The organism is Streptomyces antibioticus, from assembly GCF_002019855.1.
Lineage (GTDB): Bacteria > Actinomycetota > Actinomycetes > Streptomycetales > Streptomycetaceae > Streptomyces > Streptomyces antibioticus_B.
Genome location: NZ_CM007717.1, coordinates 1 through 26,306, shown reverse-complemented (window position 1 = coordinate 26,306; position 26,306 = coordinate 1). Strand labels below are relative to the sequence as shown.

Sequence of the window (26,306 nt, the reverse complement as noted above, 5' to 3'; positions counted from 1 at the left end):
CGTGTGGGTTGTGTGGGTGGGTTCAGGTCAGGGCGGTGGTCAGGAGGGTGAAGGCGGCGATGATGACGGTGACGCGGGCGTGGTGGTAGTGGTCCCAGCGGTTCATCTGTTCTTTCCAGTCGGTGGGCCGGTTCTGGGGGGTCCATGTTTTGCTCCGGTTGTTGATCGGGACGAGCAGCAGGAGCGACATGATCACGCTGACGGTCAGCAGTGCGGTGGCGGTGACGACGAGTGCGGTGCCGGGGCGGTCGTGTCCGGCGATGGCCCAGAGCGCGCTGAGGACGAGCGAGCCGGTGTACCAGAACGGCATGAGGGCGCCGAGGATGCGGCCTCCGTGGGCGCGGGCGAGCTGGCAGGCGTCCTCGGGGAGGGCGTTGAAGATCCGGTTCATGACGAAGGCGACGGAGAACTCCACTCCCACCATCAGGCCGACGGTCACGGTGGTGAACACCTCGAGTGCGGTGAGCATGATGACCCCTCCAGGGATCTAGCGATGCTAGATGATGAGGCAACGCTAGTACTGCTGCCGCTCGATTGTCTAGCGATGCTAGAATCCGGGGTATGTCGGTTCAGGAACGCAAGCAGCGCGAGCGGGCGGAACGCGAGCGCCTCATCGTGGCGACAGCCCGTGAACTTGCCGAGCAGCAGGGCTGGGACGCGGTCACCACCCGCCGCCTCGCCGAACGCATCGAGTACAGCCAGCCCGTCCTCTACAGCCACTTCCGCGGCAAACGCGAGATCATCGGCGCCGTCGCCCTCCAGGGCGCCGCCGAACTGGCCGCAGCCGTGCGCACCGCGACCGCCACCGCCAGCGGCCCTCGCGAACGGGTCACCGCGCTCGCCCGCACCTACCTCGACTACGCCGCACGCAACCCGGCGGTCTACGACGCCCTCTTCCAGCTCGACGGCGGCCTGGCCTACGCGCAGGAGGACACCCCGCAACCCCTGAAGGACGCCTTCGCCGCCCTGCTGGAAAGCCTGGGCGAGGTCGCCGGGAACGGTGTCCACCCGGCCCTGTTCACCGAGGTGTTCTGGGCATCCCTGCACGGCCTCGCGACCCTGACCCGGGCCGGACGGCTGCTGCCGCAGGACGCAGCCCACAGGGTGGAGCTCTTGGTGGACCGCCTCGCCGTGCTCTGACCCACCGCCCCGGCAAACACGCAGCCCCGCCCCCGCCCCCTGCCGCGCCAACGCTTCCGCTCACCGCCCCCACACAGCGCAGCCGCAGACCACCAGACCCCATCACCCCCGAGCCGACACCCGCTCCACAACCTGCGCCGCTCATCGACTGCGACCCGACACCCGCCCCGACGCCGCACCATGCCCGGCACCCTCGTCGTCCTCCTCAAGCCGGGCGGCCGTCCGGACCCGCAGGGGACGCAGACCCTCGCATGGCGGGCCGGCGGCGAAGCTGCAGCGGCCCGGGCAGTCGAGGCCGGAGTGCCTCAACGGGCAGACCCGGACCACGCCCTCCTCCAGGACGCCGTGTTCCCGCTCCCTGGGCAGCAGAGCCCGCACATGGCCGACGCCGACGTCGAGACAGTGGGCTGTCCGAACACGGCGGCGCTGAGAACCAGACCGAGCGCACCGGTCGGTCCCCGTCGCCGCGCTCTGCACGGCCTGCACGGTCTGCCCGCGCCTGCCGTGCCGCGGGCCAGCCTCCCCCGCCGACGGCACGGCACCAGCCTGCTGCCGATCCCGGGATCAATCCCGGCGGGAGGCCACCTCGACTTCGGCCGACAGGACCTCGCGGAGCCGCCGCCGGACGCCGGCCCCGTTCTAGTCGCACAGCCGGCGCCGACAGGTCATGCGGGAGCCGAAACCGACGCCCGCGGCAGGTACTCCCACTGCAAAGAGGGACACCGATACTCACTTACCCGGGTCGGGCCAAGCCGTCACCAGCGCACCCCGATCCGGAAAGCGGGGACCGCCGGCCGTCTCCCGGACGATCTCACCGTTGGGCCGGCACACCTGCTCGGGGGCGCCGTCACCGGTGTCGAACAGACAGCACACACCCCCGCTGCCGGCGGCGGGAGCGGTGAACACCGTCCTGACACCGGCCGACCGCGCGAACAGCCGGCTCGTCCCCGACGTCGCGGCCCAGCACTGCACCGACGGGTAACCAGGATGCAGAAGGGACACGGACCGGACCGTCACGTAGATGTACCCGACCCGGACCCGTCCGTCCGCCCCCGGCCCAGAGCCGCTTTGCTGCGCATAAGCACGCAAGGCATCATCGGCGTCGAACTTGAGGGACGTGTCGAGGTCGAGCGTGCTGCCCGTGGAGCAGTCGACCGGCCCGCTCCCGAATTGAGACGTGAACGGCAGGACGATCGGCTCACCGCCGGGCAGGGTGACCTCGAGCGGCGGCACGTCACGGCCTGGCGACGCCAGCCCGGCCAGCGCCCTGGCGACATTTCCAGGACGCAGAGAGATGTCGTAACCGTAGATCAGCCCCACTCGTCCCGCTGCCCTGGACAGAGCCGCACCCTCTCACGCCCCGCCCTGTGGACGCCCGTTGGTTTCGAGTGCACAACACGGTCATCGGCGGTTCCCCCCTGAGGCACCGCCGGCACACCAGGCACAAGGCGACATGGCGCAGGCGTCCACCAGTCCAAGGTGTCCCCTCGGACGCCGAGGCATTTGCGCCGGGGGGAGATCGTAAGACTCACCGACAGCCCGGGAGGGGCTCGGCTTGTCGGCCGTCACGGTGGCGCTGGGGGACGCTGGGGGAGGGAGGGGGAGACGTCGCGGCAGATGATGCTTGTCGTCCGAGCGGGAGAGACCGGATGATCGGCTCATGCCCATGAGCCGAGGCACCTTCGACGATGTCCCCTTGACCACGCTCTTCCCGCATCTGTCTGCTGCTGACCTGGAAAGCCTGGGACGTGCGGCCCGTGCTGTTGATACGGCCCGGGCCGCCGGAGAGATGGTGGAGTGGGAATGGGAACTGAACCATGCGGTCTTCCCCGACGGGCAGTCAGGGACGCCTGTGGTGCTGGGTATCGACGTGGTCGCGCACGACGACGGCGGTGACCAGTTGGAGTTCCTGCTGCAGGTGGTCTGGGCGGACAGAGGCCGGCTGGCAGTGGACGCGGCGGTGAATGTCGCCTGCTGGTGCGAGACCGACCATGGCACCCATGACGTTGATGCCCTCAGCCTGGTTGTGGACGAGGAGATCTCGTTGCCCGAGGCATTCGCAACAGCCGTTGAGCGTGTGACCGGATGGCTGGCCGATCCTCGCAACGCGGACTACTGGCGTGACCGAGCGGCCCTGCAGCCCCGCCGGCGTTGATCGCGCTGCGGGCTTCTCGGAGGGCTGCCTCCCCCTTTCACCGTGAGGCACCGGTGGCTGTCTTGTCAGCAAGCCCTGGTGTCTCGATAGAGGGGGAACGGGGGACGGTGACGGACAAACCCCTGCCACATAGTCCCGCCTGCCACTGCGCGCCCCGAGCGGAGGACTCGCCCCACCCCGGACGAGCGGGGCGAACTGAGAATGCGGGCGAGCAGGGGCCCCGGAGACCGAGGAACGTCCGGACGCCGACCGTCGCTGCACCTTCGCCGGCCCAGCGGAGGTGAGCCGTCGAGGACTCTTCACGGAGCGCGCCCCTTTTTCTGGACTACTCCGTTCCCGAGCATCACAGCATGTGCCGTTGCGGCCAGGGGTAACCAAGCTGACGAGCGAACTCCGGCGAGCCTCCGCAGACATCGGCAGCCAGGCGCGGGTCGAACGCCGTGAGTTCCTCCGCCAACTGCTGTGCCTGTGCCGCCGGATCGCCGCCGGAGACGTTCAGTGTCATCCGGAACTGGAGCCAGGGACGGTCCTCCTTGACGGCGGCTCCGCCCGGGTGGAAGAAGAAGAGATTGATCTGGTCCGGCTCCCAGAGCCAGGCAGACACGCTGGCAAGCTCACACTCCCAGCGCTCGAGCCAGGCGGTGCGCCGCCGAAGCTCCTCTTCGAGGAGACGGGCAACCGTCCTGGCCGGCCACTCCCAGGAGCGGTCCAATGTCGCGCGTTCGACCTCCGCATGGTACTGCTGAGCGTCAAATCTGAACTCCGGCAGGCCGACCTCAACAGCATCAGGGTTACGCCATGCCCCCCAGATGACCTGGTCGCCGTCACGGCGGATCGTGACATACAGAGCGCCACAGCATCCTTCAGTGCACGTTGCCTCTGCCAGGCGAACCTCGCGCGAAGACACGTCAGCACGAAGCGGCCCGTCAGGAAAGAGAAGGTGACGCGGGTCCTCGCACGGCCCGTCGTCGAACGCCTCAGCCACAATGTCCCGCCCTTCGATCCGTGGGCGTACTTCCACTGTGCTTCCACGCATCACCTGGTCGGGGACGACCACACTGAGGGCGAAGCTCTGCAGGTCACGGGTCACCGGACAATGGTCGGCCAGGGCCCCCGCGTTGTCATCAGCTTTCCTGCCGTCCCCGCCGGAAGCTCTGGCGCCGCTGAGAGCAGCACGATCACGTTCTATGAACCGGACCCAGACGACTGCCGTGCTGATGTGTATGCCGAGGATCCTGCTGAGGATGGAGGAGGGGAGGTCCGAAGTGAGGGACAGCACCGCCTTGTTCTTTGCCCGCCCGACAACAGTTCCGTGGGAGGTGAATCGATCCGTCAGCGGCGTCGCACCCACCCCCGCCAGCCGACTCCATGAGCGGCGAGTTGTATGAATTCGCCGGTGATGTGCTTGGCGCGCCTCGACTTCGTGTCCAGATGGAAGGCGCTGGGCTTCACCGCGGTGCCGTTTCCTGGCAGACCGCGGTACTCGAGTGCCAGGTGGGTCACTCTGCCCTCATCACTTCGCTCCGTGCCGCCACGGCGAAAGCACGCTTCGCGGCGGTGACCTGTTCCACGGCTGCGTCGACCGGCGCACGGCCACTTTCCATGCCATCAGCAGGACGCAGGGGGAAGCGGCGCGGGACGCCCACCGACCCGCAAGGCCTGGGGCACTTGCTGCCTCCAGGACAGCCTCTGGAACTTCGAGCCGAACAGCACCAAAGCAGGTGTCCATGAGAACCAGGGCCTGCCACGTCGCAGAGAAGGTTCTCTGACGATTCTTCCGGATGGGCACCCTGACAGTCGACGGCGGATACCAGTTCCTGCGGGGCACTGCGGCAGGCAGCCGTGAACGTCAGACACACGTCCCGGCAGTTCCGCCGGCATCACTCCCGCTCGCCAAGAGCCGTCCAATGAGTTACCTGCCGACGCATTGCCGCCGACGCGAAGGCACCGACAACGACGAAACCGAATGCCCCAACTGCTGCGCCCAGCAGCGTGGCCGTTGCCTGATCCATGAATTCCCCCTTGTGCCACCGACGTTGGCGTCCTTCATGCCCAGTCGAGCCCGAGGCCGGCGAGTCGCTGCCGTTTGTCGGCACTGAGCTTGGCGCGCCTGCTCCTGGCATTGCTCAAGAAGACTCCAAGCCGGACCTCGGTCCCGTCTTCCAGCCGCTCCACATGACCTCTGGGCACGGTCACTGTCCCGGTGCGTGCCTGATACTGGGCCAGGGCTGCCACCCCCCGCTCGAACCCCCCAGAAGAGGCCGTCGCTGGCGCTTGCCTCTCCGCCCCCGGGGGCAAGGGCATGATGCCGAGCTGTTCCAGGCGTTCCCGCTGCCCCGCGGACAGCCCCTGCCAGACGTCGTGTTGGCGCTGCTTGGCGAGCCATCGTCCGATGTCCATTCCGTGGATGGTGACGCCGGGCAGGACATCGGTGTGGCCGTCTTCGTCGCGCAGGAGTTCGCGCAGGGCGGCGTAGTGCCGCTGCCATTCGGCAGGCCATGACGGGTTCCAGTCCTCGTCCACCGCTTCCAGCGCAGCCCTCCTGTGATTCCGGGGTTCGTAGTTGGTGTGGTGTGGGTGGCTTGAGCTGGGGTGTTGTGGATTCGTTGATAACGATTCCGGCGCTTGCGGGACGCTGAAGGAAGTGGTGATGGGGCGTCTGGCCTGCGGTTGTTCGGGGTTTGTTGATAACGGTGGTGTGGTGTTGGTGATGGTGTTCGGTATCTAAAGAGCTGGTGCGGGTTTGTGCTGGTCAGCGGCTTGTTGCGTGGTCAGGGCTTGTGTGGGTGGGCCTACACCGGTGTCGGCTGGAGCGGGTTGCCGCCGGTCCAGTACAGGGCGGTGTCGATGTCGCGTGCGGTCCAGCCGTCGGCGTGTGCTCCGCAGTGGTGGAGGAGGTCGTCGAGGAGCTGGAGGTAGCGGCCGTAGCGTCCCGGTGCGGGGGTGAGGGGGAGGCGGAGGGTGTCGAGGGCGTGTTGGACGCGGCGGTCGTAGACGGCCATCCGCTGGGGTGTGGCTGCGGTCAGGATGGCGGAGGCGAGGGCGTCGCCGGTGCGGAAGCCGGGCAGTTCGGCGATGATGCCGCGTCCTGTGCGGGCGGCTTCGCTGCGGGTGAGGGTGGTGTCGCGGACGGCGGTGACGGCCCGTTCGGTGACGGCTCGTACGTGGGTGTCGGGCAGGGACATGAGGGCGGTCACCCAGCGGGTTTGTGCGGAGAGCCGTTTCCAGACGACGAGGGCTGCGATGTCCGTCTTGCCGAGGCTGCCGGAATGTTTGGTTCGCTGCGCGACGTCGTGGAGTACCTCGTCGTAGTGGGGTGAGACGTGGGCCAGGTAGCTGGCACGGGCGGGGACCAGGACGTCCCACACCCGGTCGCAGAGAGCGGCGAACTCCTCGCCAATTGGCGAATCCGTGGTCTTCTTCACGGCCTGATCATGCCGTTCTGGTGGGTTGGCGGGTGCGCGGGCGGCTTGCTTCTTCGGCGAGGTGGTCGAGCTGGATGGCTTCGAGAGATTTTTTGGTGATGCGTTCGGTGCCGTCGCAGATGGCGGTGATGGCGGCTTGGCGGATGAGGCGGGCGAGGCTTCCGATGCGGCCGGCGGTGCGCTGGTGGAGGTAGGTGGCGTGGCGGGGGAGCGTGCCGGGTGTGTGCTGGGTGAGGTCGAGGGCGGTTTCCATGTCGGTGATGAGGTCGGTGAAGGGCCGGCGGGTGCCGTGGCGGGCGGGGAGAGGGCCGCAGGTGATGAGGCTGGCGCGGCCAGCGAGTTGGGCGCCGCGTATGCCGCTGAACAGGGGTGTGGCGGCAACGTCGATGCCGCTGTAGACGAAGGTCGCTTTGATGCGTTCGGTGAGGTCTTTCAGCAGGTCGGCGGCTTCGGCGCCGGTGGTGGTGCGCGGGTTGAGGCGGTGGATCTCGTCGATGAGGACCAGGCGGACGCCGGCTTGGGTGTAGGTGTGGCAGACGGCGCTGGTGATCTGGACCTGGGTCATGCGGTTGGTGACGGGGATGCCGAGGTAGCGGGCGAATTCGATGGCGAGGGTCTTGGCGGTGGCGCCGGGCGGCACCAGCAGGTACGCGACCGGCACCTGCTCGTGGGCACGTCCGGGCGGGGCCGGGTTCTTGCGGGTGTGGGCAAGGTGGCAGGTGCGCCCGACTTCGAGGAGCGCGGTGGTTTTACCGGCTGCGGCGGGGCCGGTGACGATCAGTGAGGGGCGGGCGGTGGTCTGCTGGTGGCGGCCGAGCAGCATCAGGGTGCGGACCTGGGTGGCGAGGGTGTTGATGGCGGGGGTGCGGACGGTGACGAACGCGGAGTGGTAGGCGAGGCGTTCTTCCGCGCCACGGGGCGTATGGCCGGGCTGGGGCGGGGCGAGGGGCGGGGTGGTGGCGAAGTGCTGCCAGCCCTGCCAGGTGGTGATCGGCCACTCCGGCTCTGCCGCGTGCGTGCCGGGCAGCAGGGGCTCGGTGTCGGTGGTGGCGTGGTGGTTGCGTGCGGGGCTGGTCACCAGTTGAGGGCTTCCTGAGCGGGGTCGTAGAGGCCGAGTCCGGTGTACGGGACGGGCGCGTCGCCGTCGTCGACGGTTTCCTCCTCGCCGTCAGCCTGCTCTGGGTCGTCAGGCAGGTCGTCGAGGTCGTCGAGACTGTCGTCGTCCCATCCGTCGGCCTGCGGCTCCGGGGCGTGGGCCGTGCGGGTGCCGGCCGTGGGCGGGGGTGTTTTCAGCGGTGCGGTGCGGGTGATCAGGCGTTGCTCGCCTGCGGTGGCGGTGCCGGTGTGGGCGCGGCGCATGAGCTGGTCGAGGGCGTCGGCGAGGTCGGCTTCGTGGGTGTCGCGGTCGCCGTGGCGGGTGGTGATGGTTTTGATGTGCTGCCAGGTGGCGCTGTTGAACGGCTCGTGGATGTGGTCGCGGTGGATCCACGGGATCTCTGACAGGTGTCCGTCGGGCAGGCGGATCCAGACCTGGCGGGCGTCGTGGGGGTTGGTGTGGATCTCCCATTTGCCGCCGCGCGCGGTGACGGGGGAGGGCTGGCCGCGGTAGGGGGTGAGGACGTCCGCGTCGTAGGTGCGGTGGTCGATGCGGATGCCGCGTTCGGTGATGGCCTGCCAGCGCACCGGTAGCAGTTCGAGGTAGTCGCTGCCGCTGAGGGGGAGGGGCACGTGGCCGGCGACGGCGATGAGGGCGGCCCACATCTGGTTCGGGGTGAGGGCCTTCTTGGGCAGGGTGGGGTGGCGCAGGCCTTCGTGGGGGCGGTGGTGGTAGTGGATCAGCCATTCGTCGAGCAGGTCCTGCAGCTGGGCGACACTGAAGCAGGCCTCGGTTTCGGCGTCGGGTCCGCGGCGGGTGACGTCGGAGCCGGTGTAGCCGGGCAGGTGCTGGCACAGCAGGGCGTTGATGGTGCCGAAGGTGCGCTCGACGATGCCTTTGGCGGCGGGGGCGTGGGGCGGGGTGGGCTGGACGCTGATGCCGAGACTCTCGCAGGCGGCGCTGAACGCCGTGGACAGGTAGATCTTGCCCCGGTCGACGACGATCGTCTCGGGCACCACGACCGGCCGGGCGGCTGCGCCCTGAAGGCGTTCGTCCAGACCCATCATCCGCTTTAGCTGGGGGAGTTGGGTGTGGGCGAGGCGCAGTGCGTCGGGCCAGGTGGGGCGGGCGGGGTGGGGGACGGCCATCTCGGCGAGCAGCAGGGCGGCGTCGACGGCCTTGGTGCCGGCGGGGCGCAGGACGGCGGCGAGGATGGCGCGGGTGGCCACGTCGACGGCGATGGTGAGTTCGGGCCGGCCGGTGGTGCCGTCGTCGAAGACGGCCAGAACGTCCAGCCGCGTGGTGTCGACCTGCACCTGCTCGCCCGGCCGCAGCGCCACGGTCGGAGTGAACGCCCGCCTGCCGGCCGGGGAGGGGAGCGTCCGGGCGGGGCGGTGGGGGTGTTCGGCGGGACCGGCGAGCTGGTGGACGAGCCGGTAGAAGGTGGCCTGGGAGGGCATGGTCACCGTGCCGCGCCCATGCCGGTCGGAGAGGATCTGGGTGACCAGGGGCATCAGGCCCTTGACGGTGCCCTTGGAGCGGCCTCGCTGGCGGCGCAGCGCCTCCTCGATGGCGGTGATGACGCGTTCGTCGGTGCGCCCGGTCGGGCTGGGGCGGCGGGTGGTGCGGTGGTCGACCAGCCCCCACAAGCCCTGTTTGCGGTGGGCCAGGCGCATGCGCTGCACCGTGGTCCGGGAGACAGGTCCGAAGCCGATCGCGGTCAGCTCCGCGGCCTTGGCCTCCTCGCGCTGCGCGAGCGTGAACCGGTCGGGGTCGTACTCGGGCCGGGGCACCCCGCCGCTGTCCGGCCCGCCGGGCAGGCCGGACTCCACCTCGCGGATGTGCCGCTGCCAGGCCAGCGCCTTGCGTCGCGCGCCCTCGGGCGCGGTTTCGAACAGACCCCACTGCGTCACGGCCTGGGGCGTCTCGGCGCCCACGATGGTGAAGGACGGGTCGGCGAACAGATGCCCGGCCACGACCGTCTCGTCTCCTCCTGTCTCACCGGCGAGGTGGACCTGCTGCCCCGCCACAGCGATGACCTGCCAGGTGCTGTCACGGAAGCGGACGTGTGCTCCGACCTGCAGCACCGGCCGCCCGCCACGCCGCCCGCTCACCGCCCGTTCCCGCTGCCCGGGCCGCTGCGGCCGTTCGCAGCGCCGGCGCCGGTGCTGACGAGGACCCGCTCGTGCAGCGGTATGTCCAGGGGCGTGGTGAGGTGTCCGTGCCACAGGGCGTGGAAGACGGCGGGCAGGACTTCGATCGGGTCGCCCGCCGCTTCGGTGCCCTCGATCAGAGGCCGCGGCTGTGTGAACGCCTCACGGACGGCGGCCGCGAGAGGGGGACGGCCGGCGTTGCGGGGGTGGCGGTAGCCGGCCAGCCATTTCAGGTTCGCAGCCAGGGTCGTTTCCAGCGGCTCAAGGCGCCGGTAGCTCCAGCCAGCCTGCACGCACGCCTCCTCCAGGACCCTCGCAGCCCGCTGCGCCCGCTCTCCGCCGGCCTCCGGGTGGCTGGGGCAGTCGGCCAGCACTGCGGTGCCGTCGCGGTGGCGGGCGAAGAGCTGCGGCACCCACGAGCGCACCTGGCCGCGCGCGTCCCGCCACAGCAGACGGACCGGCCGTCCTGCCAGGCCGACCACCTCAGGGTCGCGGTCCAGCACCATCAGCTGCGCCCGCATCGCGGCCGACCCGCAGGCCACATGTCGGCCGGTCGTGGCCGACCACCACTGTCCGGGCCCCCACCGCCGCCCTGGCACCACCGGGAACGCCGAAACCGGCTCCAGATCCTCGAAGGCCACCGCGAGAACCGCGTCCGCCCACCGCTGCTGCACCACCTGCCCGACGGGGTCGACAAAGACCGCCTCCCACTCGGATCCGGTGTCCGTCTGCATGTGCTGTGAGCGGCCGCCTGATGCGGCCGCTGCGTCCTTGCTGCCCACGCGCCCCAGTCAAGCCCGTCCCGCCCCGCTGGTGGGCGGCTTCACGGATTCTGATCACGAGTGCCGGGCGATGAGGTATGCCCTGCAGATCACGATCCGTGCACACCCTGCCTGCCTCCTGACACCCGCTCACCGCTCTTTTCCAGGCTGCCTTTTGCGGTGGTCCGGGAGTGCCTCGGCCAGGACATCGGCCGGCAGGCGGGCCCAGCGCGCCAGATCCTCCAGCACCATCCCGGCCCCGAGGGCTGCCGCAGCGGTCTCCCGTACGGCCTGCTCGATCAGAGTGGCGGCATGGCCGAGGTTGCCCAGCAACTGCTGAGCGGCGTCGGCGGTCTTGCCGTACTGGGCACCGCGCAGCTGGGTCAGCTGCTCCTCGGCGTCGTTGACCAGACTGGTGATCCGCGCCCGCTGCTCGGCCGACACCGCAGAGCGCCACGTGGTGCCCGAGCCGGGCGCGCTGCGCTCCTCGGACAGGACACGCAGCTGGGCGGCCATGGACTCGGGCTGGTGCTCCTGCCTCAGCCACCACGGATCGTTGCCGTAACCAGGCGGACCCCCGGCGCCGCGGCGGATGCGGATGACCGCGCCCATCCACGAGGTCAGCGGGCCGCCGTAGTCGGTGGCGGCCAACGGCCCCAGCCACCCCCGCCCGACCCGCTCACCCAGCCGGCGGCAGAACGCCCCGTCAGCGGGCAGCGGCCGCGGCTGCCCGGCCCCGCTGTCCGGCCACGCCAACTCGGCCATGACCGGGTCCAGCAGCGCGTCGGCGACGGCCACCACCTCGGGGAAGACGACCGCGTCCCGGCCCACGATCCGCCACCGCTCCAGCTCCGTCCCGGCGTTGCCGCCCGCGACCTGGTGCAGGCGGCGTGGCCAGATGACTTCACGCTCCCAGGAAAGCGCCTGCTCCCACCACCGGGCCACCACCGCGTGCGCCAGCGCGAACCCCCTCTCCGGCTCGACTCCGGCCCGCACCGCCCGCCGTGCCACCTTCGCCCACCGCCGCTGCGCCGCGACCACCTCCGGCAGATCCCGTATGTCCAGGTGTTCCAAGGGCTGGTCGGCGTCCGCGTCCAGCAGCCACCGCCCGTGCCGGACACACACCCGCTCCCATCGCGGCGTGTACCGCACCACCCGCGCGTCCGTCCCCGTGCGTCGGGCCGCGCACAGACGGCAGCCGAAGGCGACCGGTCCGGCGACCGCGCCGCCGGTCCGCCACGCCGCCGCCGGCACCCCGTTCTTCCCGGCCGACAGCTTGGCGTCCTCCTGTCCCCAGGACGGCAACGCCCGCGCCAGCACGTCTTCTCCGATGCCGCACAGGCCTGCCAGGAGCTGCCGTCCGGTCGCGTTCAGCAGCACCTCGGCGTCGGCCCGCGCGCCCCCGCCGTCGTGCCCCGGCGGGTAGTTGCGCCACTGCCAGCACGACCGCAACACCTTCGCTTCCATCCCGTAGCGGCTCGCGATGCGGCAGATCAGCGAGGAGGTCGTCTCTCCCTGCAGGGGAGCGGTCCGCAGGAGACCGGGGTGATGGGGCACTCCACCACGGTCTCGTGTTCGCCGTCTCGGGCGGGCGCTTTCGCAACGGATGCCCATCAGATCAAGCAAACCGGATCCGCGCGGGACGGCCGTAGGGGGTGCCCCTTCCACAAGCTGCTGCCCCAGTCTCTTCGCCAAGCCGGAGCGGCAGAAGTCACGCGGGCCCAGCTGGGTCGAGTCAGCAGAACGCAAGCAGCGCGCGCTCATGTCCTCGCTGTGTCGATCCGTACGTCGACCGCGACGTCCTCGTCGAAAAGCGGGACGCCACTGTCAGTGGCGGGATTCATACTGGCGGAATAAGACATAACGCGCGCTCGCACCTGTCCCGTCTGGCACAGGTTGCACGCTGCGCGGAACAGGCAAGGGCAACGTGGCCCTTGGAGGGGAGTGCCATGCTGGTGACTTCGGTGGAGATCGAGGCGTTCCGCAACATCACGAACAAGCAGACCATGGCGGTCGACCCTCAGGTCACATGCTTGATCGGCAAGAACGAGTCGGGCAAGACGACGATCCTCAAGGCTCTGCATCGGCTGAACCCGGCCAACAACGCGGACGACTTCCACGTCACCACCGACTATCCGCGGCGGCACCTGTCCAGGGACCGCCGTTCCAAGAACCTCGACAAGGTCGCTCCTGTGACGGCCATGTTCGCGCTGGAAGACGCGGACGTCGACGCACTTGAAGATGTGGTCGGCGTACGCCCGCCGGCGGGTACCTATGTCAAGGCGTCACGCCTGTACGACGGCAGCCTCCGAGCCGAGGTGTACTGCACCCTCGGGGATATCCTGAGCCATGTCTTCGAAGAAGCTGGCGTCGACAACACCGACGACCGCGAGGCCATCGCCGGGGACCACACGAGCATCGAGGCTGTGAGCGCCGCAGCAAAGGCCCGGGCGAGGGAAGTGGGCGCCGGCAAGAAGACGGCCCGGGTCAAGGCGATCGAGAAGATCCCGGTCGAGCTGGACCGGCACAAGCAGTACGTCGAAGAGAACCTCGACGACGAGCAGCATGAGCAGCTGATCGAGCTGCTCCCCCGGTTCTTCTACTTCTCCACCTACGAACTGCTCCCCGGCGAGTGCGACCTCCACGCGCTCGCTGAACGCGCGAAGGCCAAGCAGTGGAAGCGCGGAGACGAGACCATGATGTCCCTGCTCCGCCTTGCCGGCGAGGGGCCGGAAGACTTCCTGGACGAGGACTACGACAGCCGCAAGGCCGAACTTCAGGCCGCCAGCCTGGACCTGAGCGATCAGGTCTTCGAGTACTGGAAGCAGAACGACGCCCTTACCGTCGTCTTCGACACCGATCTGATCGCCATGCCCCCAGACCCCAACGGTCAGCCGCAGCCACACCACCGGCTTCTCAAGATCGAGCTGCGTGACGACCGGCACGGCGGCGTAGAGACCAACTTCTCCACCCGCTCCACCGGCTTCCAGTGGTTCTTCTCTTTCCTGGCCGCGTTCAGCGCCTACCGCGACACCGATGAGCGCGTCGTGGTCCTGCTCGACGAACCGGGCACCAGCCTGCACGGCGAGGCCCAGGGCGACTTCCTCCGGTACGTCTACGGGCAACTCGGACCCAAGCAGCAGGTCCTCTACACCACCCACTCCCAGCACATGATCGACCCCACGCGGTACGAGACCATGCGCGCCATCCACGATCAGGCGACCCGCGAAGACCCGAGTCTGGGCGTCGTCATCACCTCGGTCAGCCTGTCCGCAGACCCCAAGACGATCCTGCCGGTGGAGGCGGCGCTCGGATACTCCGTATCGCAGCACCTGTTCCTCGGATCCGGCCCGCTCCTGGCGGTGGAAGGCAGTAGCGACTTCATCTTCCTCCTGCGCATGTCCGACTACCTGATCAGCAAGGGCCGCACCGGCCTCGATCCCCGGCTGGCCATCATCCCGGTCGGCGGCATCGGCAACATGCCGGCCTTCGTCGCCGTCATGGGACGCCGACTGTCCGTCCGCGCGCTCATCGACGGAGCCGAGACCACCAAGGTGACCACCAAGGTCCTCAGCGCCGCTCAGGCCGCCAACGTCGACGCCACCCACATCACCGTCATCGGCCAACTCGAAGGGCTCCCCGAGACGGCCGACATCGAGGACCTCTTCTCTGCCAAGGACTATCTCTGGCTCCACAACAGGGCTACCGAGGTCACCATCAACGAGGCCGACCTGATCGCCTCCGACAAGCCCCTCCCTATCCTCAAGCGCATCGGGATCGCCCGGGAGAAGCAGCACAAGCCCCGGGACTTCGACCACGTCGGACCCGCACACCAGCTCACCCGCGACAAGGACGCCTTCTTCGAGCAGGTAGATGACGAGACCCTCGACCGCTTCGAGACGGTCTTCAAGAAACTCACCGCCTGAACCTGCCGACAGCACGAGACCCCGGGAAGCTTTCATGACGTCCCGGGGTCTTGCGCATGCATGGATGCCCAGCTGGTTCTACGCCCGCGATCGACCGGCGTCACGCCCAGTCCACTCCCAGCTCCACGAGCGCGGCCCGCTGTACGACCATGCGCTTGTCCTGGCGGGCCTCGACGTTGGAGACCCATACGCCCAGTTCAGACACCAGCGTGGCCTCGCCCTCCACCAAGATCCCCTCTGCGTGGCTCTGCGGGACGCTGTGGTGGCTCCGCCCGAACCCGCCGCCGGCCCCAATCCGGCGGCGGGTCCTTTGCCTGCTCTCGGGGCTAGGAGACTGATGAAGATCTTGCTCCAGCCGCCCGGCTCGCCCTGGATTGCCAGTAAATGTAAATCGCCATGAACTAACGCAATCCGGGCGCAACTTCAAGATCTTCAGGACACTCCTAGGCCGGCCCCCGGTGTGCGGACACCGCTGCGCACGCCAGAAGGCAGGACCGTGTCAGCCGGTGGCGGGACTGCGGAGATGTCCGCCGGAGGCGGCACCACTCGGAGGGGTCGCGGATCTTGTTGGACACCGCGAGCTCATCCGGTGATGCCGGTGTGGGTGAGGAGTTGTTGTTGGTGGGGGTGGAGGGTGCTCCATTGACTCCGTTGGGCGTTGGCCCAGTGCTGGAGGGCGCGGGGGAGGGTCTCGTTCCCGTTGATCGTGGTGCGGTATTGCTGCCAGGTGCGGTGCCAGGTGTAGGGCCAGGGTGGGTTCCACCACGGGTCCAGGCTGGTGAGGACGGTTGCAGTGGTGGGGGAGAGGGCGCCGGCGCGGGCTTTGCGGCGTTGCTGGCACAGCCATCTGCCGAGGGGGAAGCCGTCGTGTCGGGTGTGTTTGTCCGGGGTGAGGTGGCCGTGTCGGGCGGCGTAGGCGTGTGCGTGGTCGAGTCCGGGGCTGGCGGGGTAGGAGCGTGTGGCCGGGGCGGGGCGTTCGCCTACGGCAGCGTGGGGTGTGATGCCGAGGGCGGTCAGGAGGTCCTGCTGGCCTGGGTGGAGATGTTCCCAGGACTCCTGCTGGACACGGATCCAGCGGCAAAGGCCTCGGGGGAGGTTCGTGACCGGTGGGCCGTCGGCGCCTGTAGCTGCTGTGCGGAGTCGGTGGTAGGCCTGCTGCCATTGCAGGGGCCAGGGCGGGTTCCACCACGGATCGATCATGGTCAGGGCTTCGGCCCGGGTGGGGGAGAGGCGGCCCTGGCGGGCGCGTCGTCGTTGCCAGGCCAGCCACTTCCCCAGCGGGAACCCGTCGAGGACGGTGCTGGCGGGCGCGGCGATATGGCCGTATTCGGCGGCGTAGACGCGAGCTTGCGCGAGAGCGGTGTCCAGGAGACCGGGCTCGGCGCGGGGAGCCGGTGGTTGGGCGGCTCGGGCCATGTCGGCGGTGATGCCCATCTCGGTCAGCAGGCGGTGCTGTCCGGGGTGGAGTCTGCCGTAGCTGGTGCACTGGTGCCTCAGCCAGCCGGCCAGCTCTGTCTCGAGGTCCTCAATGCCGGTACCACCACTGCTGTCGGCTGCGGACGCGGACTCTGACCGCTTTCGTACGCGGCTCCAATTGCGTTGCCACTCCAAGGACCAGGTCGGGTTCCACCAGGGGTCGAGCGCTGCGAGGAGCGTGCTGACCGGCCATGTCCCGCCTGTACTGCGAAGCTGCTCCCGCGCCTGGCGGCGCTGTTCGCTCAGCCACCGGCCCAGCGCAAACCCCTCAAGGCAAGCCTTCTGGGGCGTGGCGAGGTGGCCGTGTGCGGCGGCGTACATGCGCGCGTGGGCCAGCCCGGGGCCCGTACCGCAGAGCCGGGCGATGATCTCGTGGGGGCGAGTGGCGGCGGTCTCGGCGGTGATGCCGATTTCCGCCAGCAGATGCTGCTGCTGCGGATGCAACTGCCGGTAGCCGGTGCACTGTACGGACAGCCACGTGGCCCAGCCGTCACTGCCGTCCGGCCAGCCCTCTTCTGCAGCCCCTTGGCGCCGGTCTTGGGCATGAGCGCGGATCCGGTGCCAGGTGCGCTGCCACGCCAGGGGCCACGGCGGGTTCCACCACACGTCGATCGCGTCGAGCACCTGAAGGTGCGCTGGTTCGTCCTGGCGGCGGGTGAGGCAACGCTGGGCAGCGAGCCACTTCCCGAGCAAAAACCCCTGGTACGAGACGTTCTTGGTGGCCAGGGCCAGGCATCCGTGTTCGGCGACGAAGACGCGCGCACAGGCAACAGCCTTATCGATGCCCGCTGTCCGGCTCGTTCGGCGCGGGCGTGCGCTACCGGCAACCTGGGCCGTGATGCCGATGTCGGCCAGCAGACGGCGCTGTTCGGGGTGGAGTGAGCCGTAGTCGGTGCACTGCAGGTACAGCCACTCCCCAGTCAGCACGTGGGTATCGGGGAAGCCGTCGGCGGCATTGAGGGGGCCGTGGCGCCTGACGTGGTCGCGGGCGCGGTAATAGGAGCGCTGCCACTTCACCGACCAGGGGATGTTCCACCACGGATCCACCTCCTTCAGGGCAGCGGCCTTTTCTTCAGGCAGGGCCAAGGCGTGGGCCTGCTGGTTGTGCACCCATTTCCCCAAGGAGAAGGAACCGACTCGCGTGTCGCGGCGAGTGGCGAGGTGGCCGTGCCGGGCGGCGTACGTGCGCGCGTGGGCCAGGCCGGCCGCGAAGGCCCCGTCGGCGTGCACGCTGTGGCCCCGCAGCCGCTTCTGAGCCGGCAGACCCTCTGGGCCCGCGGTCTGCCGACGCTGGTAGCCCGCGAGACCGTCGGCGAGAGGCCGGGGCCGGAGCGCCAAGGGGACCTGCCACAACCGCTGCTCGGCGTCTCCACTGCCGCCCCCCGTACGGATGCACAGGTACGTCCAGGCAAACAGCGGTCCGTGGGTGCAGGCGGCCAGACGCTCGGTGAGCCACGGGCGCCTCAAGCGATGGCCCAGCTCGCGGGGCACGCAGGGCACATCAGCCAACCGGTAGGGGAGGTGACCACCACCGTCGGCCGCGACACGGAGCCGCCAGGCCCGGCTGGCCAGAAGCGTGGCGAGGGCGACGGTCTCTGGGTAGGTGACCAGATCCCGCGCCAGGATCCGCCACCGCACCGGATCCTCGCCCTCGGGCATGGCCGCAACCAGCCGCATCGCCCACAGGCGCTCCTCGGGCCACTTCTGCGCCCACCACGAGGCGGTGACCGCCTCAGCAACCTCGAACGCCGGACCAGCGACGGGGGAGCGGCGCAGCAGCCTCCGGTGATCCTCCTGCGCCTGGACCACCTCCGGGCATCCGGCCAGCCCCACGACACGGCCCCCGCTGCCAGGCACGCTCATCAGCCAGCACCGGTGGCGTGAGCAGACCCGCTGGTGCGCCGCCAGGTACACCCGGGCTGGTGCCACGCGGCCGGTCCGCGCAGCCACACAGCCCGGGCACGCCGGACCCCAGGCGGCAACCGTCTCGACCCCCTTGTGGAGCCGCGCCGTCGGCCTCTCCTTTGAGGGGCCCAGCGGCTCCTCCCGCGTCCAGGCTGGCAACGCACGGTGTAAGCCCACCTGCGGCACACGACACAGCGCCGCGACCCGGTCCCGGGCCGCGGCGTTCAAGAACACCTCACTGTCGCCCTGCAAAGCCCCGGCGAGGCCCTGCTGGCCGGCCACTTCGGTAACCGACGACAGCAGACTCCGCACCGTCAGGCCGTACCTGTCCGCGATCCGCCCCAGGAACGACAGCGTCATCTCACCCTGCAAGGGAGCTACCCGAAAGGCACCCGCAGCCAGCAACAGCTTCCCCACCCATCCCGTGGTGTGACAACTATCGTGCTTCGGCTCAGACGAGCTGTGACCGAGCGGCACAGTTGGCCAGTGTGGCCGACTGGAGCACTCACCGGTCCGCGACGAGATCAGCCGCCCCGGGCCGGCCTGTGTGCCTCACCCGAGGGCAGCCGAATAGTCAGCCGCGGACGTGGATGCAAATGCGCACGGTCCCTCCGATGGCTGCCGCCGCAGCGCCGATCCCGAGGACCGTACCGAGATAGCTGGCGTTGTCGGTGAGGGCGAGCACGATTACGGCCGCGACCGTGGCCAGGAGAGTCAGCGCGGTGATCCACTGCAGCGCCTTCTCCATGCGGCTCGAATGCGCCGGTGCTGAATCATGGTCGAGCGAAGTCATTGTGGTTTTCCTTTGCGAGTCAACCGATGGCGGAGCTCAGCCTTGTCCGGCCGGGGCGGGCCGGGCCAGCAGTCCGGGTTGTCCGGCGGATGGGCCCGGACGGGGTTCCGGCACGGCAGCATGGTTCTGGCTGTTGATGCAGGCGGGGAGGAAGGCAAGGCGATGAACGGGGCGGGAACGAAATGGGGGCCGTTGTCAGGACCGAGTGCCGCGCACAACGAAGTGGCCCAGCTGTTGCGGTCGTGGCTCGACCAGGCCGGCTGCACCGTGCCCGCCTTGATCGACCGGTTTACCCCGGAGCACTTCGGCGATGGTGCCCCGCCGCGACGCACTGCAACTTATGAGCGCCTCGCGGGCAGGGGCCTGACGTGGGAATTCATCGAGGCCGTTGTGGATGTCACCACGGACAACGCCGCACTGCAGGAACGGCGTCTGGCCGAAGTCCGCGTCCCCTGGGACGCGGCCTGCCAGAGGGCGGTCTCTCACCGCGAACTGGTGGACAGCCCTCTGGCGCACCGGGCACTCGATCTCGCCGAGCAACTGCGCCAGGCAGAGCAGCGTGAGGCAGCGCTGCTGGCGGAGCGGGACCGCATGCGGCAGGTGGCACGGGCCCTGCTGATGATCTGCGAGCGGATCCGGCAACGCGTGGATGATCTGCGGCTGGCTCAGGCCCGGGGACAGCTGGCAGAGGGAGATTCGTCGGTGCTGGCATGGAAGCACCGGCTGCAGGAGAGCGAGTGGCAACAGGTCGTTGCCGAGATGGAGCGGGACCGTGCCCAGCGCATGCTGGTGGAGTGGTCGCAGTACGTCGCCGATCTCAGCCGTTTCCTGCTGCCAGGAGACCGCCCCGGCGAGCCGCAGCCGACCATCGCGAGGGCAAGTGCTCCGCCGACTCTCGATCTTCAGGATGGCGAGCTTGCCGACGTCGACCGCATGTTGGGCCTGACGGGGCAAGAGGTCGAGATTGCGGGAGAGGTCCTCGACGGCTTCTCCGACGAGTTCGCCCACCAGAACGGCACATGGGCGGGATTCCTGCAGTCGGTGCGGCTGGTCGGCGGGCAGCACGTTGGGCTGTCCTCCTTGCCGATCATCCGAAGCTTGCAAAAGGGGGTTTCGTTCCACTCCGGGATCACTGTCTTGGCGGGCCCGAACGGTTCGGGGAAGTCGGCTGTCCTGGAAGCACTGGCACTGCTGACACACTGCCGCTTCAGCAACGGCGGCCTGCCACATGGGCTTAGTTCACTCAGCCGTGTGATCGCCGAGGGGCTGGAGGCGCGGTGGTCCACCTCGCGGGAGCCGGAGAGCCGCCTGTTCGTGTCGTACCTGGGCACCTCGCCCGAGGGCTCGGATGCGCTCCTTGAAGGTATGGACGGGCCAAACCGGCTGTTTCTGCTCGATGAGCCAGAGGCTGGCCTGCACCCGGAGGCCAGTGCCCGGCAAGTGCAGTGGATGTACGAGCGGGTCGCGCAGGGCTGTCAGTTCGTAATTGCGACGCACAGCATGACCCTCGCGTCGCTATCGCGGGCCCGGATCATTCGTTTCCGCCCGGAGAGACCCCCATAGGCCGAGCTCGCCGCAACTGTCCCGGCGAGGCATCGGCAGCCGCTGCTCCGCACTCCGCCTACTGGCTCCAGCCGGTCTGCTGCGCCTCCAGCAAGGCGCCGATGCTGCGGGCGGCTCGCCGAGATGCCGTGCTCAGAACGGCTAGGTGAAGCACTTAAGTGGCCAAACAAGCGCTAAGTCACACGAGCAGGTCCGGGTTCCCGGTTGCTGCCGGGGTCAGTAGTCGAAGTCGAGGTAGTCGATGTCGTTGAGGGTGACGTCGGAGAGTCCCAGGGCGCGGGCTCCGCTGTCTTGGAAGTAGATGTCTTTGAGTCCTTCGGCGATGATCTGGTGCATCTGCTGGTCGCTGGCGCCTGTGTCACGGGCGTTGAACAGGCGTTGCGCGTAGGTGGGGGGCAGGTGGACGGTGAGCCGTCGGAAGCGTCCGTCGTCGGTGGTGCCGATGGGTGCGGTGTAGCCGAACCTGGCCCTCGTCTCCACCGTGATGCCCGTGGTGGTGGCGGCCTGCTTCCGGCGGCGTCTGCGTACCTGGGGCTGCCAACGCGCCCGTACGGCCGCGTCGATCCGTTCGGCGATCGCCTGGGGCGGGTGCTTGCGTTCGCCCTTGCGGTAGCGCTCCACCGACCGCTGGCTGACCCCGATCTCCTGGGCAACGGCTTTGGTCGTCCTGAGCTGCTTCATCAGGAAGTTGATGCGTGCCTGGAGGGTCTTGGGCGGCTGGCGGGTGAAGCCCTCCCGGTCGGCGCGTTCGATGGCGTCGTCGATCTCTCCCACAGCGCCTACTCACCTTCGTCCAGGACGGCGTCGCCGCCTTTGATGTGGCGGGCCGGGTTGTAGCCCTGTTCCATCAGGTCGACCGCCCAGAGCATCGACTGGACGCCCTCCAGTTTCGCCAGGCCAGGTGTGGGGCCGAGGCGGAATCCGCCGGGCTGCGGCTTGCCGGACGCGGCATACGGCAGGAAGTCCAGCGGGCTCTCCCCTGGCGAGGGGTAGACGACGCAGTCGGAGAGGACGGCGAGCGGGTACAGGCCCGTCATCGTGGCCATGTTGCGCAGTTTGCGGTGCATGTTGACCCGGGCCTTGGCAATGACGGCGGCGCGGATGTCGGGGCGCCAGGTTGGCCGCTGAAGGGCCGGCCACCGCTCGCCCTCCTTGTACTTCCTGCCCTGCGGGCGCTCGCGCAGCTTGCCGATACCGCCCTTGACGGTGGCCTTGATGGCGGCCAGCACGGCCGCCATCGCGGGGTCGACGTCCTTGTGCCGCTCCATCGCCGCCAGGAACTCGGCATCCGTCAGGTCCTTGGTGACGCCGAGGTCGGCGAGGGTGTCGACGTACGCGGTCTTGAGCTGATCGTGCCACGGGTCGAGGTAGGCGCCGGTCTCGCGGCGCAGGTATGCCTCCAGGGGCTGGACGTTGTAGCCGAGCTCCTGGGCGTAGGCGACGGTGTGCGTCTGGTACCAGGCAGGCCCGGCCGGCCGGGTGCCGTCCGGCGTGAACGGCGAGGGCAGGCGCGGGTCCACCTCGACGTGGGACAGATCGACCAGCCAGGAGCCGGGGATCTTCGGGTTGAACGTCGGGGTGTGGAAGTGGTCGGGGGCGGACAGGCCGACGACCAGGCGAGCCGCGGCGGCGAGGAAGGCGGTGTTCAGGTCCAGGCCGACCGCGTACGGCAGCGTGCACTCCTCATCGTTGAGCAGGCTGACGTCGCGCACCCACTGGTACGCCTCCTCGTTCAGGAACCCGCCGCTCCAGCCGCTGTCGACGACGACGGGGTGTTCGGCGGTGGCCTCGGGCGGCGCCGGGTCCATCGGCTCCGTGCCCAGCGAGCCGGGGTTGTGGCCGGGCACCCAGTTCCCCGTCTGCGGGTCCTGCACCGCGCGCGTGGGCGGCCGCAGCGCCGTCATCAGCTCCAGCCCGGACACGGCCGTCGACCCTCGCGGGGTAATGACCCGCTGGGCATACACGCCGAGGACGCGGGCGATGTCGGCCGGCTCCATCTCCGAGACGCCGGGCCAGGACCGATCATCGAGGGCGTCCCAGGACAGGATCGCGAGCTGCACGCACTGCCGCTGGGTGCCGGTGGCTTTGCGGTAGATCCTTGCCCACGGCCCGAACCCGCGCTGGGTGAGCCGCCATTTCGCTTTCCCCACCTGCTTGACCACCGGGTGATCCTCAGGCAGACGCAGCGAGCGGCGCTGCTCATGGCCTTCCAGGCGTTCGGGGAGTCCGAGCTTCACGGCGGCTGCGGCGGTGAGGACGATCAGGGGGTCGGAGTCTTTGCCGTAGCGGTTCAGTTTGGGCGCGCCGAGGCCGGACTCGTGCAGCGTCCACTCCACCAGCTCCGGCACGGTGGTCGCGGGGCAGTCGAGCACGATGCCGCCCGTGCCGTACGCGCAGCCGTCACCGTCCAGGACCGCGAGGGGCCCGTGTGGGAAGCGCGGGTCGGCTGCGGGCTGCGCCGCCTTCTTCGTGGCCGGACGCCGCGATGACGCAGCGGGTCGGACGGCGGGGCGCGCCGGCGCCGCAGCCGCAACGGCGGGAGCCTGCGGGGCATCTGCCCTCTCCACCTTGGACGCACCCGCTTCGGTAGACGCCGCGGGCGCCGTGGCGGCAACCGAGGCTGTCGGAGCTGCGCCAGGGGCGGGGTACTTCGCCGCCCACCCGTTCAGCAGCCGCTGGTATGCGTCCAGGCGCGGCGACTTCGGCTCGCTTCGGCCGTTCTCCCAGTTCTTCACTGACTGGGTCGTGGTCTTCAGCGCGGTGGCCAAGCGGGCCTGGGTGATGCCGGCGGCCTCACGAAGCCGGGCACGCTCCGCCGGAGGCGGCAGATGCGGCTCCTCGTTCAACAGAGCGTCGACGGACGCGAACAGCTCTTCCTCAGATGCCATGACCCTGCACCCTCACTCCAGGCAAGCTTACTTAACCACAAACTTATCCCGTTTCTTAGCCTTTCAGGGCCCACTCCAGCCCCAGCGCGGCGAGCGCGGCGAGTTTGTCGGTGGTGAGCTTCACGCGGCGCCCTTTCTGGTTCATGATCCACACGCCAAGTCGGACTTCCACCCCGTCTTCCAGCCGCTCTGTGTGGCCTCGTGGGACGGTCACGGAGCCCTCACGGGCCTTGTACTGCGCGAGGGCCGCCACGCCCCGCTCGAAGGTGCTCAGAGACGCTGTGGGTGACTTCGCGGTTGTCGCCTCAGGTTCCGGGGCCGGCGGTTTGAAGCCGAGTTGCTCCAGGCGTTCGCGCTGCCCGTTCGCCAGCGCCTGCCAGACCGACGGCGTCCGCTGTCGGGCGAGCCATTTCCCGATGTCCATGCCGTGGACGGTGAATCCGGGCAGGACGTCGGCCTGGCCCTCTTCGTCGCGCACGAGCTCGCGCAGGGCGGCGTAGTGCCGCTGCCACTCAGCCGGCCACGACGGGTTCCAGTCCTCGTCGACCTTCTTGAGCGCTGTCTCCCACTCGGGGTGACCGTCCAGCGCACCGGGGCGGCGCAAATTGCTCAACCACTGTCCTACCGGTCTGGACAGGGCCACTGCGGACCTCGGAGCACACAGGGTCCAGTGCTGGTTGTAATACGCCTTCGCGGCCTCGAGGTTCTCCTGGAACCGCTCATCGGCGACCGACCAGATCATGCCGAGCTTCTCCAGCCGGCGGGCGCGCTGGCCGCTCATCTGCCCTGCCTGGTACGCCCTTCGCTGTTCTGCCACCCACTGCCCAAGCGGTGTCGCACCCTCCCGATGTCCGTAGGGCACCCGCGCGTTCCCGACCCGCTCGACGTACGTCTTCAGCTTCGCCCAGCCGCGTGCCCAGTCCTGGCGTTCGGTGTCGATGACGTTGAAGGACACCCAGTCCGCGACCATCACCGGATCCCTGGGGGCTGCGAACCGGAGCAGTAGGCGGGATTCTTCCTTGCCCTCTTCAGGTGCCGTACCGATGAACTCAGACGGCTGCGCGACGTCTTTCTGGGGTTCCTGGGGGATGGCGAGGAGTTCCACGGCTTCTTCGTCGTGGGCTCGCAGGCCTTCGAGGACTTTAACCAGGGGCCGGTAGGAGCCAGAGGTGAACATGTCCTCGGGTTGTTCGCCGGGCTGGAGGAAGACCGGCACGATCAGAGAGGCCATTTTCCCTTGTCCCGGCTTCTGCCGCAGCGCCCGGCCGATGGCCTGGACGATGTCGTGCGGCGCCCCCTTCGGATCCAAGAGAGCCACCGAGTCCACGCTTCGAATATCGACACCCTCACCCAAGACCCGACAGTTCGAGAGCACAGCCCGCCGCGCCGTGGACCCGAAGGACCCGAGGACGTCCCGCCGGCGCTCGGGGACATGCTCGCCGCACAGCCAGTCCGCCCAGACCTCAGAGGGGTACTTCTCGGGCTGGTCGGCGTGCAGCCGTTTGGCGACGCGCTGAAGGCCCTCCGCGTACGCGGAAGCCTCTATCGTCCGGTGGTGGAAGGTGATGCAGGTTTGGAGGTTGTGCTGGCTCATGGTGTGCAGGAGCGCGGCTTGGAGGGCACCGAGGCGCTGACCCCGCACTTCCTCACTGTGCCGCTCCTCGCCCATCAGCCGTTCGGGTGTGACGACCGGGTCTTTCAGCTCGAGGACGATGATCTGGTACCGCGCCAGCAGCCCGCGGGAGACCGCCGACGCGAGCGACAGCTTGTACAGCACGGGGCCGAAGAGCTCTTCGTCGTCCATGGAAGCCGCCATCATCTCCGGCAGCGGATCCAACACCCCAGCCTTCACCTGCCAGTTCGCCGGCCGTTCCTGCCAGATCCGCGGCGTCGCCGTCAGATACAACCGCCGCACCGCCGGAATCACGGTCTGCTTGTGGATGTCCGCCCATGCCTTGCCCATCGACCCACTCGTCCGGTGCGCCTCATCCACCACCGCCAGATCCACCGGAGCCAACTGCTGCCCATAGACACCCTCGAACGCCTCCGCCAGCACGCCCAGCGACGCGTACGTGGCGTAGATCGTCACCGGCCCCTGCCCGTGCCACAACGCCAACTGCACCGGATTCGTGGTGGACCGCACCTTCAAATCCCACAGCTCCGGATCGTCCTGGAGCGAACACACCGCAACCGCCGGCCCCCTATGCCCGACGTCATGCCACGCCTTCACCGTCTGCGCCAACAGATCCAGCGTCGGCACCAGAACAAGAACACGCCCCCTCGGAACCAGCCGCCTCGCCGACGCCGCCGCAATAGTCGTCTTCCCCGTACCGCAGGCAGCGTGCACCTGTCCACGCAGACCATGCCCGGGAATCCCGCCCGGCGGGATGTCGAGGCCACGCACAATGTTGCTCACGGCCTCGACCTGATGGTCTCGCAGCTTCACAGTCATTCCCGGGTGTTCCCCTTTTCGTGAGATGTGAGGCGCCATCAGAAGTGGATTCCCGGGGTGAAGAAGGTAGTCCCTGGGTGTACTGCCTGATACCAGATTCTACACAGGGGAAAGCTTTGATGCATCAGCCTCACGTCATCTCGCATCACCGAGGATGATGCGAGATGACTCCGCACCCCTGACGGCGGAGTGCAGTGAAGGAGAGGGGGAGACCGGTGAACATGCTGAAGCGAGTTGGGGCGCTCCAGAGGGGTTCGGGCAGAGCGCAGCGGAGCCCGTTCACCGCGGCAGGCCGGCATCTGCCGCAGTGGCTGTCCGTCATATTCGCTGCAAGGGGTGGTGGCTGGTACTTCGAGTCGCTACACAGGCCCGCGCGTGATGCACCCCGCTCTCGTTGCCAGCTCAGGCAACCGCGCTTGCGCGGCTGTCCCAATTCGCGCTTGCGCGAATTACCCTGCTTTTCAAATTCCGCTTGCGGAATTTCATTCCGGCGCTTGCGCCGGAATTCGAATTGCGCTTGCGCAATTCGTTTCTCTATGACTCGGCTTGCCGAGTCATAGCCCGCTCCGCGGG

At 68.9% G+C, this 26,306-nt stretch carries 19 protein-coding genes and 1 pseudogene; 4 read left to right on the top strand and 16 right to left on the bottom strand.

The window, feature by feature from the left end:
- Positions 1-22 precede the first annotated feature (22 nt).
- Complete coding sequence (locus AFM16_RS00095; RefSeq protein WP_078631453.1) at positions 23-469, bottom strand: anthrone oxygenase family protein; 447 nt, start codon at positions 467-469, stop codon at positions 23-25.
- A 92-nt stretch (positions 470-561) separates the two neighbouring features.
- Here AFM16_RS00095 and AFM16_RS00090 point away from each other — a divergent pair, with 92 nt between their 5' ends.
- A complete protein-coding gene (locus AFM16_RS00090) occupies positions 562-1,140 on the top strand; it encodes a TetR/AcrR family transcriptional regulator (RefSeq protein ID WP_078631452.1) in 579 nt (192 codons plus the stop codon).
- A 729-nt stretch (positions 1,141-1,869) separates the two neighbouring features.
- On the opposite strand, the gene AFM16_RS00080 is transcribed toward AFM16_RS00090, so the two are convergent.
- Entirely contained in the window at positions 1,870-2,373 is a 504-nt protein-coding gene (locus tag AFM16_RS00080; RefSeq protein WP_245177569.1) for a hypothetical protein, read from the bottom strand.
- Positions 2,374-2,836: 463 nt separating this feature from the next.
- Here AFM16_RS00080 and AFM16_RS00075 point away from each other — a divergent pair, with 463 nt between their 5' ends.
- Positions 2,837-3,295, top strand: coding sequence for a hypothetical protein (locus AFM16_RS00075; RefSeq protein ID WP_245177568.1), 459 nt, complete (start codon positions 2,837-2,839; stop codon positions 3,293-3,295).
- Between the two features lie 343 nt (positions 3,296-3,638).
- Here the strand turns inward: AFM16_RS00075 and AFM16_RS00070 are convergent, their stop codons facing one another.
- The 7 genes from AFM16_RS00070 to AFM16_RS00040 all read right to left on the bottom strand — a co-directional run bounded on the left by AFM16_RS00070 (position 3,639) and on the right by AFM16_RS00040 (position 12,287).
- Entirely contained in the window at positions 3,639-4,385 is a 747-nt protein-coding gene (locus AFM16_RS00070; RefSeq protein ID WP_179123230.1) for a hypothetical protein, read from the bottom strand.
- Positions 4,386-5,341: 956 nt separating this feature from the next.
- Complete coding sequence (locus AFM16_RS00065) at positions 5,342-5,818, bottom strand: helicase associated domain-containing protein (RefSeq protein ID WP_306293460.1); 477 nt, start codon at positions 5,816-5,818, stop codon at positions 5,342-5,344.
- A 269-nt stretch (positions 5,819-6,087) separates the two neighbouring features.
- Complete coding sequence (locus AFM16_RS00060) at positions 6,088-6,720, bottom strand: hypothetical protein (RefSeq protein ID WP_078631448.1); 633 nt, start codon at positions 6,718-6,720, stop codon at positions 6,088-6,090.
- Between the two features lie 7 nt (positions 6,721-6,727).
- Positions 6,728-7,711: a TniB family NTP-binding protein gene (locus AFM16_RS00055; protein ID WP_078636770.1), complete on the bottom strand. Its 984-nt coding sequence runs from the start codon at positions 7,709-7,711 to the stop codon at positions 6,728-6,730.
- A gap of 83 nt (positions 7,712-7,794) precedes the next feature.
- Positions 7,795-9,930 carry a TnsB C-terminal domain-containing protein gene (locus AFM16_RS00050; RefSeq protein ID WP_078631447.1) on the bottom strand — a complete coding sequence of 712 codons (2,136 nt, stop codon included), beginning with the start codon at positions 9,928-9,930 and terminating at the stop codon, positions 7,795-7,797.
- Positions 9,927-10,751, bottom strand: a complete 825-nt coding sequence (locus AFM16_RS00045; RefSeq protein ID WP_370627974.1) for a TnsA-like heteromeric transposase endonuclease subunit — start codon at positions 10,749-10,751, stop codon at positions 9,927-9,929. The genes AFM16_RS00050 and AFM16_RS00045 overlap by 4 nt, the downstream gene beginning before the upstream one ends.
- 129 nt (positions 10,752-10,880) lie before the next feature.
- Positions 10,881-12,287, bottom strand: coding sequence for a TniQ family protein (locus AFM16_RS00040; RefSeq protein ID WP_078631445.1), 1,407 nt, complete (start codon positions 12,285-12,287; stop codon positions 10,881-10,883).
- Between the two features lie 392 nt (positions 12,288-12,679).
- Between AFM16_RS00040 and AFM16_RS00035 the strand changes: the two genes are divergently transcribed.
- A complete protein-coding gene (locus AFM16_RS00035; RefSeq protein WP_078631444.1) occupies positions 12,680-14,656 on the top strand; it encodes an AAA family ATPase in 1,977 nt (658 codons plus the stop codon).
- A 100-nt stretch (positions 14,657-14,756) separates the two neighbouring features.
- On the opposite strand, the gene AFM16_RS00030 is transcribed toward AFM16_RS00035, so the two are convergent.
- The 4 genes and pseudogenes from AFM16_RS00030 to AFM16_RS38950 all read right to left on the bottom strand — a co-directional run bounded on the left by AFM16_RS00030 (position 14,757) and on the right by AFM16_RS38950 (position 18,830).
- Complete coding sequence (locus AFM16_RS00030; RefSeq protein ID WP_078631443.1) at positions 14,757-14,882, bottom strand: helicase; 126 nt, start codon at positions 14,880-14,882, stop codon at positions 14,757-14,759.
- A gap of 356 nt (positions 14,883-15,238) precedes the next feature.
- Positions 15,239-17,995 (bottom strand): helicase associated domain-containing protein, encoded by a 2,757-nt coding sequence (locus tag AFM16_RS00025; RefSeq protein ID WP_256861255.1) that lies wholly within the window; start codon positions 17,993-17,995, stop codon positions 15,239-15,241.
- A gap of 12 nt (positions 17,996-18,007) precedes the next feature.
- A pseudogene (locus AFM16_RS40555) lies at positions 18,008-18,454 on the bottom strand (TniQ family protein); the annotation flags it as partial.
- Positions 18,455-18,611: 157 nt separating this feature from the next.
- Positions 18,612-18,830: a hypothetical protein gene (locus AFM16_RS38950; RefSeq protein WP_143648267.1), complete on the bottom strand. Its 219-nt coding sequence runs from the start codon at positions 18,828-18,830 to the stop codon at positions 18,612-18,614.
- 120 nt (positions 18,831-18,950) lie between these two features.
- Between AFM16_RS38950 and AFM16_RS00020 the strand changes: the two genes are divergently transcribed.
- A complete protein-coding gene (locus AFM16_RS00020) occupies positions 18,951-20,393 on the top strand; it encodes an AAA family ATPase (protein ID WP_167797118.1) in 1,443 nt (480 codons plus the stop codon).
- A 216-nt stretch (positions 20,394-20,609) separates the two neighbouring features.
- On the opposite strand, the gene tpg is transcribed toward AFM16_RS00020, so the two are convergent.
- From tpg to AFM16_RS00005, 3 genes are read right to left on the bottom strand one after another with little or no spacing between them, the layout of a single operon-like run.
- Positions 20,610-21,167: a telomere-protecting terminal protein Tpg gene (gene tpg / locus AFM16_RS00015; RefSeq protein WP_078631441.1), complete on the bottom strand. Its 558-nt coding sequence runs from the start codon at positions 21,165-21,167 to the stop codon at positions 20,610-20,612.
- Between the two features lie 5 nt (positions 21,168-21,172).
- Positions 21,173-23,281: a telomere-associated protein Tap gene (gene tap / locus AFM16_RS00010; protein ID WP_078631440.1), complete on the bottom strand. Its 2,109-nt coding sequence runs from the start codon at positions 23,279-23,281 to the stop codon at positions 21,173-21,175.
- A gap of 55 nt (positions 23,282-23,336) precedes the next feature.
- The gene (locus AFM16_RS00005) at positions 23,337-25,733 is read right to left on the bottom strand and encodes a DEAD/DEAH box helicase (RefSeq protein WP_078631439.1); all 2,397 of its coding nucleotides are present in this window, start codon (positions 25,731-25,733) and stop codon (positions 23,337-23,339) included.
- Between the last annotated feature and the right edge of the window lie 573 nt (positions 25,734-26,306).

Excerpts from the sequence above, each read along its gene's own strand:
- AFM16_RS00095 (WP_078631453.1), bottom strand. The coding sequence starts at position 469 with ATGCTCACCGCACTCGAGGTGTTCACCACCGTGACCGTCGGCCTGATG.
- AFM16_RS00090 (WP_078631452.1), top strand. The coding sequence starts at position 562 with ATGTCGGTTCAGGAACGCAAGCAGCGCGAGCGGGCGGAACGCGAGCGC.
- AFM16_RS00035 (WP_078631444.1), top strand. The coding sequence starts at position 12,680 with ATGCTGGTGACTTCGGTGGAGATCGAGGCGTTCCGCAACATCACGAAC.
- AFM16_RS00025 (WP_256861255.1), bottom strand. The coding sequence starts at position 17,995 with ATGAGCGTGCCTGGCAGCGGGGGCCGTGTCGTGGGGCTGGCCGGATGC.
- AFM16_RS38950 (WP_143648267.1), bottom strand. The coding sequence starts at position 18,830 with ATGACTTCGCTCGACCATGATTCAGCACCGGCGCATTCGAGCCGCATG.
- AFM16_RS00020 (WP_167797118.1), top strand. The coding sequence starts at position 18,951 with ATGGTTCTGGCTGTTGATGCAGGCGGGGAGGAAGGCAAGGCGATGAAC.
- tap (WP_078631440.1), bottom strand. The coding sequence starts at position 23,281 with ATGGCATCTGAGGAAGAGCTGTTCGCGTCCGTCGACGCTCTGTTGAAC.
- AFM16_RS00005 (WP_078631439.1), bottom strand. The coding sequence starts at position 25,733 with ATGACTGTGAAGCTGCGAGACCATCAGGTCGAGGCCGTGAGCAACATT.